Annotated in this window: 8 protein-coding genes; 1 reads left to right on the forward strand and 7 read right to left on the reverse strand. The window is 34.1% G+C overall.

The features are described 5' to 3' along the window. Positions 1-7: 7 nt before the first annotated feature. The 3 genes from IPZ78_RS13915 to IPZ78_RS13925 form a co-directional block, all read right to left on the reverse strand. Entirely contained in the window at positions 8-1,489 is a 1,482-nt protein-coding gene (locus tag IPZ78_RS13915; protein ID WP_225554600.1) for a RagB/SusD family nutrient uptake outer membrane protein, read from the reverse strand. Between the two features lie 10 nt (positions 1,490-1,499). After that, entirely contained in the window at positions 1,500-4,790 is a 3,291-nt protein-coding gene (locus tag IPZ78_RS13920) for a SusC/RagA family TonB-linked outer membrane protein (protein WP_225554601.1), read from the reverse strand. A 64-nt stretch (positions 4,791-4,854) separates the two neighbouring features. Then, positions 4,855-5,970, reverse strand: coding sequence for a FecR family protein (locus IPZ78_RS13925; protein WP_225554602.1), 1,116 nt, complete (start codon positions 5,968-5,970; stop codon positions 4,855-4,857). 92 nt (positions 5,971-6,062) lie between these two features. Here IPZ78_RS13925 and IPZ78_RS13930 point away from each other — a divergent pair, with 92 nt between their 5' ends. After that, positions 6,063-6,629, forward strand: a complete 567-nt coding sequence (locus tag IPZ78_RS13930; RefSeq protein ID WP_225554603.1) for an RNA polymerase sigma-70 factor — start codon at positions 6,063-6,065, stop codon at positions 6,627-6,629. Between the two features lie 11 nt (positions 6,630-6,640). Here IPZ78_RS13930 and IPZ78_RS13935 read toward each other — a convergent pair whose 3' ends face one another. From IPZ78_RS13935 to IPZ78_RS13950, 4 genes are read right to left on the reverse strand one after another with little or no spacing between them, the layout of a single operon-like run. Continuing rightward, positions 6,641-7,849, reverse strand: a complete 1,209-nt coding sequence (locus IPZ78_RS13935; RefSeq protein ID WP_225554604.1) for a TlpA family protein disulfide reductase — start codon at positions 7,847-7,849, stop codon at positions 6,641-6,643. Next, a complete protein-coding gene (locus IPZ78_RS13940; protein ID WP_225554605.1) occupies positions 7,849-9,297 on the reverse strand; it encodes a PKD-like family lipoprotein in 1,449 nt (482 codons plus the stop codon). Before IPZ78_RS13940 ends, IPZ78_RS13935 begins: the two co-directional genes overlap by 1 nt. A 17-nt stretch (positions 9,298-9,314) precedes the next feature. Further along, positions 9,315-10,007, reverse strand: a complete 693-nt coding sequence (locus IPZ78_RS13945) for a DUF4843 domain-containing protein (protein ID WP_225554606.1) — start codon at positions 10,005-10,007, stop codon at positions 9,315-9,317. Positions 10,008-10,019: 12 nt separating this feature from the next. Further along, positions 10,020-11,420 (reverse strand): RagB/SusD family nutrient uptake outer membrane protein, encoded by a 1,401-nt coding sequence (locus IPZ78_RS13950; RefSeq protein WP_225554607.1) that lies wholly within the window; start codon positions 11,418-11,420, stop codon positions 10,020-10,022. Positions 11,421-11,427: the final 7 nt, after the last annotated feature.

Here is an 11,427-nt window from a genome sequence, read left to right on the forward strand (position 1 = left end):
TTAGTAATTAATTTCTTTGACTAGTTTCACTTTCTGGCAATGGGAAAATATAATTATTTAGAGCCATTGGAATTGTTCCTCCTCTTTTAGAGTCTGGAAGTTCTGTATAGGCGTTTCTTTTGAAAAAGTAAAATAATTGTCCTTCTCCCATAAACTCTTTTATATACTCAGACTCAACTGATCGTCTTATATCATCCTCATTTTGATATTCTATCTCATGAATACCTCTATGCAGTCTCAATTTGTTTAAATATGAAGAAGCCTGACTAACGCTCTCATTACATTCAGCAGCGATGAGATACATCTCACTAATTCGAATCAAAGGAATCATATAACGAAATGCATTCGAATTACCATTTTGATCAAACAAATCTTCGTATTTATTGAAGAAAAGGACTTCACTTTGATTAACTGTTGCTGACGACCACCAGCCTCTTCTATAGTCATTCTGATTATCGTATAAATCAAAAGAGCGTCCTTCTGAAATACTACCTGGGAATGTTAAAATACTATTCACTCCCAATGATGCACTAAAAGATGAATTGAACGTATTAACTCTTCCTTCGCTATAACAAGAAAACAATACTTCTTTAGAGAAAACTCTATCAGAAACAAAATTTGTAGAAGACGGCCTGAATTCTTCAAGAGTAACGAAAGGAAAAAATTCAACCCCAGGTCTTTGACCTTCATCAATTACCGCCTTCGCACTTTCTAATGCTTTAACTTTATTACCAGCCCACAGATGAGCTCTAGCTAACAATGCTTTCACTGCAAAATAATTCAAGCGGTATTGACGATAATGAAAATCATTGTGATCAAATCCTGAAAAATTTCTTGGTCCCTCTTTGGTTACTGGATCAGCCTCTCGCAAAAGTCCTTCAGCTTCTACTAAATCCTTTACGATTAATTCTATAATTTTTTCCGAGCTCAATAAAGGTTGAACAGATCGATCTGAACTAGCGATGTATGGAATACTTGGCAAATCTTTATTTAAACTATAAATCGGACCATACATACGCAACAAATCAAAATGTAACATAGCACGAATAGCCAAAGACTCCCCTCTTACCATACCATAATACTCTCCTACCAACACGCCTTTGTGATCAACTGTTCTATCCAAAATAGCGTTCGCGTTTGCTATCATTTTATAGAAACTAGACCAAATGGTATTTAATCGTGTTTTAAAATTATCACTGCTATAGTCAAAACTGGAATACGGAAGCATATTGTGCTGATCATCACCCATATTATAATATTGCGCCATCACATCCAACGTCCCCATGCTAAGCTCTCTACCATACAATGATGATGTTGCCAACTCCGAATAAATACCGTTCAATGCTTTCAAATAGCCTTCTTTTGTAGCGAACAAAACATTTTGAGTCAATCTGTCTTTAGGCGGAATATCTACCCACTTATTACATGCGGTGCATGAAACGACGATTAATAGAATAATTATTTTATATTTTTCAATTATTTTCTTCATAACAAACATTTTAAAATCTAGCACCTAAAGAGAATGAAACAGATCTTGCAAATGGGAAATTAATACCACGTTCTTCTTTTACAGAAGAGATTCTAAAGATTTGATTCATATAACCTCTAACATTTAATCCCGAAATGCCCATTTTACTCAATCTTGGGCTACGAAAATCATAACCAGCAGAAATTGATTCTGCACTAAATGTATTTTCATTTGCTACAAATCGGCTCGAAATCGGAGTTTGATCAGTTAATGATATACCTCTATATTTAGCTATATCTCCAGGTTTCTGCCATCGGTCATAAAGTGCTCTCCTATCCTGATTGGATTTCAAAGAATAGATAGATATATTTTCTACTTTATTGTACAGAGCACTCTGTAAAATTTGACCACCTATTCTATACCTAAAATTCATAGATAAACTAAATCCTTTGTAGAATAATGAGGTACCGATTACCCCCTCAACGTCTGGTGTGGTATTACCTACTATTACTTCATCCTTGTAATCATGTACAAATGTTTGTGTACCATCTTTTTTTATAAACACCTCTCGACCTGTAGCAGGATCAATACCTGCAGATCTCACTGCCCACATATCCGAAGGACTTCCTCCGTCATAAAAACGTTGTAACGAACGGGATCTACTTTCGGTATTAAACCTATCTAATGAATTCCCAAAGTTTGCAAATCGCATTTGCGTATTACGCGCGTTAGCATTTACAGACCACATTACTTCTTGAGATTTGATGATTTGAAAATTTGATGATATAGTAATGCCTCGTGTAGTCTGTGTACCCATATTCATTGGTACTGTAGAAGTTCCTGTTGAAGTTGGCACATCAACTTGAACTAACAAAGGATCTGTCAGCTTATCAAAATAATCGAAGTTAACACGTAACCTCCTATTTAAAACTTCGACATCAACACCGATATTCTTATCAACTGTTTTTTGCCAATCTAGATTTTGATTCCCCCAAGTACTAATCAAAGCACTCAATCCAAAAGGGTTAGGATTATCCAGATTATACGAATAAATATTCATAGTCATACGAGCATCGAAATTTTGGTTACCAGGATTACCCATTGAAGCGCGAACCTTTAAGTAAGAGATAAATGGTAAATTCTTCATGAATTTTTCATTATGAACATTCCATCCAAGTCCTGTTGACCATGTAGAAGTGAATTGATTTTCCACCCCAAATAATGATGACCCATCGGATCTGAAACTCGCATCTAATAAATACCTATTATTAAACACATATCCTGAGTTAAAATAATAACTTGCAGATCTTCTTTCGTTCTCAGTATATCGTGGCTTTGTATTATTTCCATAGCCATTAGAAAATGCAGGATTAGGATAAATGTCTTCCATAAATCCTTGAACACTGAACCCATTTGTAATCTGATTAGAATGATCCAAACGTATTCCTGCGACTAAATTCACAAGATGCTTTTGTTTAAACAGTTTTCCAAATGTAGCTGTCACATCCCCATTATATCGCATTCCGTCTACTAAGGATGAATTATATGATCCCTTTTCTACAACAGGTGTATTTTCGTATTGACTATGTCTTGGACTAATGAATCTTTCAGATTTATTACTTGTTTTATTTAATCCAAGTCTTCCTCTTAAACGGAAAGAAGAATAGACACGCCAATCTAAATCTAGGTTATTACCAAAATTGAAACTAGGGCTCTTATCTAAATAATTGACATTCGCGTCATACATAGGATTGTATACATTGACAGTTCTATTAAAATTTGAATTGTCCCATCGACCTTCTACAAAACTTTCTAAAACACGTAAAACATCTCCATACTCATCATACTTTCTGAAATATGGATTGGCAGAAGAGTAACTAGAAAAATTCACTGGCTCTCTATTTGCTGTCACATTATCCACAGTCAAATTATTAGAGAAAGAAAAATTACCTGTTCTATAGATCAATCTTAAATTACCATTGATAGCATCACGTTCTGATCCTTTCATGACTCCAGGAGTTTTCCCGTATGTCAATCCGATTCCATAACGCATTTTTTGATCGCCCCCATCCGCATATATATTATGACTCTGTGACATAGCAATACGTAGTGGCTCATTCATCCAATAAGTATCTACTCCCCTACGAGCCTCTGCCAATCGTAAATAATATTTATCTCTGTTATCAGACTCTAAAAGTATTTCACCATTAGCATCTACTTGGCCATAGTACCCTGAAAGACGTTCAAACCTCAATTTCTCCTCAGAGTTCATAAGATTAAAATCTGACAAATCAGCAAAATTCACTGACGTATTCACGTTATAACTAAGTTTAAAACTTCCTGCTTCTGGACGCTTCGTTTCTACTACGACAACACCATTTGCGGATTTCGAACCATAAATAGCCGTCGCTGCAGCATCTTTCAATACTGTAATAGACTCCACACGATCCATATTCAAGTCGTTGATCACTTGCAATGAAGTTTCATAACCATCTAGAATAAATAAAGGTTGGTTAGGATCATTCTCGAATTCTTGACTTAAACCAATGACAGAAGTTTTACCCCTTATATTTACATCTGGTAATGTATTAGGATCCGAGCCGAATTCTATATTATCTGCTAATGCAAATGCTGGATCTAAAGTTTTCAGTGCTTGTAATACATTTTGGTTACTAACCATCTTAAGCTCTTTTGCAGTATATGTAGCCGAAGAACCCGTAAAACTCTCTCTTGTCCTATTATAGATACCTGTAATGACAGTTTCTTCAATAGCTGTCCCCTTTTCAGCTAGAGTTACTTGCATTATTTTGCTATCTGTAAGTGCTAAATCCTTATCCAAGTACGAAATATGCTTAAAAAAAAGCGTCTTAGTAGAAGCTGGAACTTTACCAATAAACAGACCTGCATTAGTTGTCTGTCCAATCGCCTTTCCAGTGTTACTTAAGAAAACAGTAACTCCTGATATTGGCTCTCCTGATTCTGTAACAACTTTTACTTGAATCGTTTTTTCCTCTTGCTCTTCGGATATAGGAGGTCTTGACAAGACAATAGTTTTATTTCTAATAGTATATTTTATTCCATTCGGAACAAACACCTTTTCTAATGCCTCTTGCAGAGATGTGTTTTTTAAACTTTGATCAATGATTTTATTTTTATCAAAGATATTATCAAGATGAACGATTGAATAATTAGTCTGTTTTTTTATTTCATCAAGACATTCTTGAATAGTTAATCTATTCTTTTCTATATGGATTCTTTGCATTGGCATAGCCCATGAATTACACGCTATCAATGCAAAACAAATCCCCAATTTGTACTTCATTATTTAACTAATTTGGTTAGGTATATAAATAAATATGTTTTCGTTATAGGCTTAAGTAAATTTCTTATCTAACTATTACCCTCCTTTCTTGTATTTCAAAAGTGTTCCCCTCGGCTAATGAAAGAATATCCAATACGGTTTGTACATCACTGAATTTTGATATACTTCCCTGATACTTAACATCAAGATTTACATTTTCATATATTACCTCTACATTGTACCAATCCTGAACTTCCTCCATTATATCTTTAATACTTTTGTTGTCTAAATAAAATTTACCTTCCTTCCATGCGATCACAGCCGAAGTCTTGAAATCTCGGATCATATAATTTCCTTTATCATCCACACTCAATTCTTTACCAGGAACTAATTTTTCAGAAAAATTTGCATGATCCACTTGAATAAGCCCCTCAAATAAAGAAGCCTTAAAAGAATGTCCTTTTTTATGTTTTATATTAAACTTAGTACCAAGTACATTTACAGAAGCTGCACCGGCTTTCACTACAAAAGGACGTTTGTTTGGATCCTTTTCGACATCAAAGAATATTTCGCCATTGACCTCAACTACACGCTTGTCATTTGAAAATCTAGATGGAAAAATAATACTAGAATTAGCATTCAAAGTAGCTCTAGAATTGTCTTCAAATCTTACGGTGAAGCCTCCTCCTTTAGGGGCGAAAATTTGCTTCATTTTCACCGCGCTAGAATCATTCGCTAGAATAAATATTTCGTTTTCTGAAATTCTTCTTATAGACAACTCACCAAGCTGATACACACTGTCGTGTTTTAAAGCGTTCAATTGAATATCTTCTCCTGCTTCATCAACTAACACCCCTTTGGCTATCTCGGGCGTTAACTCTTGTATTTCAACTATCTGATGATTTTGAGATGGAATACTATTATTCTCGTGATACCAATAATATCCAGTCAAGACAGACAATAATAGAACAGCGGCTGATGCAGCTATTTTATAATAATACGAATGTCGAATTGTTCGAGTTGGGAACAATTCTCGTTCAACATTTAATTTTAACCTAGCTTCATCATCGTTATCCCACAGCCCATCTTCCAAAGAATAATCAACACTAGTCAACCATTCTTCCATCAATTTCAATTCATCAGGAGATAATTGGTCATTTTTATATCTTTCAATTAGGCTATCAAAGTAGTCTCTTTTCATATTTTATTGGTAGTTCAGAATATTCTTTAATACCTTAGTAACCGAACCATCGAAAAACGCACATAAAAAAGTGTAAATATTTTGAATTAAATATGGACATTGAAGATTTAAGCCTAGAAGAAAAGTTAGATTTATCAACTAACTCTCCAAAAGTATTTGAGCAGTTGTATGAGAAATATGCTAGACCTATGTTTAACTATATCTTCTCCAAGGTAGGCGACAAGAAAATAGCAGAAGATTTATTACAAGATGTGTTTATTGAATTTTGGGAAAAAAGACTAGAAGTTCAAACTTCGGCTTATGGATTTATTCTTCAAATAGCAAAATATAAAATCTTCAATCACTACAGATCAGAGCGTGTAAGAGACAAATACATTATGCATCTTGGCAATTTCTTGACAGAAATCAATGAATTAACGCCGCATAAATATCTTGAAGCAAAAGAGCTAATGCTACAGATTGAAGCACTAATAGATGAACTTGCTCCACAGTGTAAAAAAGTTTTTTATATGAGTCGTTTCGAACATAAAAGTAACACAGAGATAGCAGAAGAACTGAATCTATCTAAGCGAACAGTCGAAAATTATATATCCAGTTCGATGAATTTTATCAAACACAAAAACAAGTTTTTATTTATTATTCTATTCTTTTATATCTAGTAAAAGTCATTTTATAGACTCAAAACATGTTTTATAAGAATATTGAGCTCATGGAACATATTTTCCCTATTGCCATTAAAGCCATTTAATGAAAATCGAACTTGTCCATTTTTGTCAATTATAAATTGTGCCGGAATAGAATTGAGTTTATACTTACTGCCAAGCTCATAATTTGTCTCATTTTTCACATCCAGAACCACCTGAAAATCGAATCCCTTTTCATCTAAAAGTTGTTTTACCTTTTTCACTCGCTCACTTTCACTGAGATTTCTTTCCATTGTATTCACAAATAAAAACACCACATCTTTATTGTCTTTATATTGTTGTATTATCCGTTGCATCGTAGGAAATGATGCAATACAAGGACCGCACCATGTAGCCCAAAAATCAAGAAAGATGACTTTTCCTTTCAAATCACTTAACCTCACTTTTTCACCATTGAGATTTCTTAGTTCAAAATCTGGAGCATCATAAGAAACAATTTTAGACAAAAGATCCGCCTCCATATCCTTAGTAAGAACCTTCAATTGTTCAGCATAATAAGCCTCAAATCCTTCTTCATTATTATACTTCTCAATCCACAATTCTTTGAGCATTTTTTTAGAATTTTCATTGCCCCTTCCTTGTTTAACCAAAGCAGCCAAAACTGAAATCCCCTTCTCTAGCTTATTATTTTTCTGATAAAGATTAATAAACAAATAAGGGTGTTTGGCGATAAGCTGATCGATATCTGAAAATTTCTCTAAAAATTCAAGAGATTCTTTGTGTTTTCCAGTATGCATCAACAACTCCGCATAAACGAAGTGATGATCTTCAAAACTAGTAGACGTTTGGTTGGCATTTATATTATAAGCCAGAACCAATGAATCTGTTGAAGCCAACTGCCAGCATTTAGCTGGCAGAGCCTCAAACATTTTTACACGATCATTTGCATTTTTAATTTTAATAATATAGGATAAGGCGTTTTCATTATTCCACTCTATCAGCCTTTGAGCTGTTGCGATATGTACTTGATCCAATAGAAAATGTACTTGCGCAAACTTCTCTTGTGGGTAGTCAAGTTCAAATTTTGAATACAAACCCATCAAATCCTTTTCATTTTCAGCATTTCTAATCTGCTTTGCAAAATCAGGAATACCTACAAAAGGAGATATACTTCGCTCTTGACCAAAGGCAATAAAATGGCCTATAATGAAACCCAATATTATTAAATAACGCATTATTTTTTGTTTTTATACTCTAACGAAATTGGCTTATTCAATCCTTCATACAATCGAGTATATGTGCTTTCGACAAACTCTCCAATATTATTGATAGAAAAAACATATACTCTTCCCTCTTGCCCATCATAGGTACCTACGGCTAGAGTACGGTTATTGTCAGGAAAACCTACAAAACTACTTCTCGTTTGCTTCATACGCATCGAAGTAACATTGATATTAGTCGGAAAAGTATAAACAAGTTTAGACGTATTGTTTGCCACATCTAATAAGTATAATTCATTCCCAACACCATAGTAGATATGAAAATATAGCCCAGAAAATGCCGCCGCTGATGCTTGAAATAATTTAGATGCATTATCTACTTTATGTTTACTTACCGCTAAACCAGCACTGTGAATTCTCAAAACATAAGGTACTTGCTGTTCATCTTTCATCAAGAAGCTATACTGACTCAATGGAGCAACACCCCCAAACATTACATCCAAGCCCACATTCCCCATCTCAAAAGGTGCGTTAGCAACTACTGAAAATTGTCTAAATTGCTTATTACCATAGTTAACAAACTTCTTCGCCATTTCATCATAAAATATTCCTGCATCACTACTTTGAGCAGATATAAAATACTTTGACAACTTATACTCACCAGAAACAGGAACACCAAATCTGAAATCTATTTGATTAGAATAGATTTTACCATTATCAATATAGAATGTATTAGCTCCAAGCATGTTATAATTAAATTCTTCAGGTTTAATTTCTCTAGGCTTCTCCACAAACCAATCACTTCCCATATTTATTTTAGTAAAATCTGTATATTTTACACGTACAGATTCTGATTCACCAAGCAAAAATATATCTTGAGATCCACCAAACATAGTTGTTAATACGCGTGCCGTATGCAATTTTCGAGGAATTGTCAGATTAGGATTTGCTGTACTCAACAAATTTTTGATACTATATCCATCTGGATGTAATAAATCAATATCACTTTCACCTGATGCGTTTTCACTAATCAACAACCACCCTTCACTCAACTTGCTACCTACTTGCAATAAATATTTTTTAAAAGTCGAAACTCCTGTTTTTTGATCGGTTACAGTATAGAGTAAAGTATACGAGTCAGGGCGAAGCCAAAATTGTACATTTAAATCTTTACTTTCGGAAAGCACTTCATCAATCAATCCTGTTATAGGTGGATTGGATAGGTATACAGACCACTTGTAAGCTAAGTTCTCTGAATTTGGCTCTAGAGATTGCTCTACTAAAGTCTGTACTTTAAGGGTGTCGAATTGATTGATCTTAATAGTATCACTTCCATTCTTTAAAACTGACACCTTATTAATTTCACTAATATCATAACTACCTTTATCCTTATAACAAGATATCTGTAAGATTATAAAAAGTAAAATTCCAATTTTACTCCATACGTTTATAATAATTTTCATTTTATTAATATTTAAGGTTAAGGGAATCGAACTGGCAATCCATTTTCAGCTTTCATTTCTTCGCCATGAGTCTGTAAATATAGAGTTAGATAATTACGACATTTAGCAACAATAAAAATCAGGACTTCTGGGTGTAAAGAAGTAAAATCACTATATCCTGTCTCTCGAATAATCAACTTATATTTTTCTTGACTATATTCTCCAAATCTTATGTCATTCCATGAAGCTGGCCTTGTCAGATAATTATTTAGTTTGATTAGGTACGATGATTGTTCCTTGGGACCTACTTTGAAATACTCAGAATCTTTAAGAGTCAACTTAATTCTTGCTTCTTTTGTGTTTAAACTTTCAGTTTTATTCACTTTAACGCGCAACGTACCTTCATAACTATCCGCAGGAATAGTTGTTGGTAATAGCTCATAGTGCGATGAAATAGCTGTCGTTTCGTCCTCCACGACACCAATACTCACCTCTCGCTCAAAATTCACCTTGTGACCTACAATTCGAATGGGCAATTCTATCGTATCCGAAAGCACATCTTCATTTTTCACCGCAAAGCTAACAGTCATACTATCTTGCCCAGCAGCAATAGCTTTCTTATAAATAGCGATACCTGATCCAAAATCATAAGAAAGCATTTTATCTTTCTTACAACCTATCTGCATTAAGCCCATGGCTGCTGCAAATAATATTATTATATATTTTCTCACCGTTTACGTTATTTATTGGTTATTAAATTCAATCTCATCATTTGGTCTAGGCAACACATACTCTTTAGTTGTCATATCTTGACCATATCCTGAAATTCGAAGCGTATTATTTCGCTTGTAATAGAAAAATAATTGTCCCTCTTGATAAAACTCCTTTTGGTATTCTTTAAAAATTTCTAAAGTAACCTGACTTTCAGTCAAACTAGAAGTAAGTGATCCAATCCCTCTATTTGCTCTTACTACATTCAAATAATTAACCTTTTGTGTCAAATCATTACTAGCTTCTGCAGCTATATAATATACTTCTGAAAGTCTTATCAAAGGCACTCTTTTCGTGTTTAGCACATCTGTTTGGATATCATCAGTCAAATATTTAATGGGATAACGCTGACTGGTCGTACCATCTGTCTTCCACAAAAACACTTGTCTAAAGTCCGTACTAGAACCTTCGAATAAGGTGGTAATAAACGCTTCTTTATTCGTCAATACACTTGAACCTGATGACTCACGAAACAGTCCGTCATTAATATTCTTCAATGTCGGCACATAAATACCAAACAATTGCTCTGACAAAAATGTACGATTAGGCGCAGTTCCTGCTAAATTGCTTCGTTGAATAAATGGAAACAATGTAGTATTATCAATAACCACACGCGCACTTTGTAATGCTGTAGCTTTATCCCCCACATATAATGCAATACGTGCTTTTAATGCATTCGCAGCCCAATAATTCATGTGATTTCTAGTATGCGACTTAAATGGATCTGCTACACCGTAGTTTACATTTTTATGTATTGATAACAAAGCGATTGCTTCATCCAAATCTTGTAAACATCGCTGCACATAATCTGACGTAATAAGATTTGGCTTAACCTTCATCTCAAATACATCTATATAAGGAATACTTTTTTCTTGCATACCTACTGTTGGCGTAGGCCCATAAGCTCTAAATAAATCAAAATGCAAAAATGCACGAAGACCTAATGCCTCTCCTTTTATCAGCTCATAATATCCTTCAGAAAAAACACTTTTCTTACTTTCAATATTTGCCAACAGATTATTAATATTAGCAATGGTACTATAAGCGTTATTCCAAATTTGATCTAATCTAGCTTGTACTCCTGCATTTGCATAATTGTATTTTCCGAATTCGTAATAGGCATGTGTATTTCCACTGACATCGTATTGTTGTGCAAGTACGTCCATAGTTGCCATTGTCATTTCTCGAGCATACAATGAAGTAGAAGCCATCTTCACATATATTCCATTCAGAGCATCTTTGAAACCTTGTTCATCTTCGAATAAAACTCTTTCCGAAATATTTGTTTTGGGTTGCACATCAAGCCATTTTGTACAGCTACTCAACGAAACCGTAAGTATACTTGCTGTTATAAATAAGAATTTATATTTCATATTGTTT

Origin of the sequence: Sphingobacterium bovistauri, assembly GCF_020295405.1 — a bacterium.
Taxonomy (GTDB): domain Bacteria; phylum Bacteroidota; class Bacteroidia; order Sphingobacteriales; family Sphingobacteriaceae; genus Sphingobacterium; species Sphingobacterium bovistauri.

What these genes read in the sequence shown, in the direction of transcription:
- IPZ78_RS13925 (WP_225554602.1), bottom strand. Translation starts at nt 5,970, where the DNA reads ATGAAAAGAGACTACTTTGATAGCCTAATTGAAAGATATAAAAATGAC.
- IPZ78_RS13915 (WP_225554600.1), bottom strand. Translation starts at nt 1,489, where the DNA reads ATGAAGAAAATAATTGAAAAATATAAAATAATTATTCTATTAATCGTC.
- IPZ78_RS13950 (WP_225554607.1), bottom strand. Translation starts at nt 11,420, where the DNA reads ATGAAATATAAATTCTTATTTATAACAGCAAGTATACTTACGGTTTCG.
- IPZ78_RS13940 (WP_225554605.1), bottom strand. Translation starts at nt 9,297, where the DNA reads ATGAAAATTATTATAAACGTATGGAGTAAAATTGGAATTTTACTTTTT.
- IPZ78_RS13935 (WP_225554604.1), bottom strand. Translation starts at nt 7,849, where the DNA reads ATGCGTTATTTAATAATATTGGGTTTCATTATAGGCCATTTTATTGCC.
- IPZ78_RS13920 (WP_225554601.1), bottom strand. Translation starts at nt 4,790, where the DNA reads ATGAAGTACAAATTGGGGATTTGTTTTGCATTGATAGCGTGTAATTCA.
- IPZ78_RS13930 (WP_225554603.1), top strand. Translation starts at nt 6,063, where the DNA reads ATGGACATTGAAGATTTAAGCCTAGAAGAAAAGTTAGATTTATCAACT.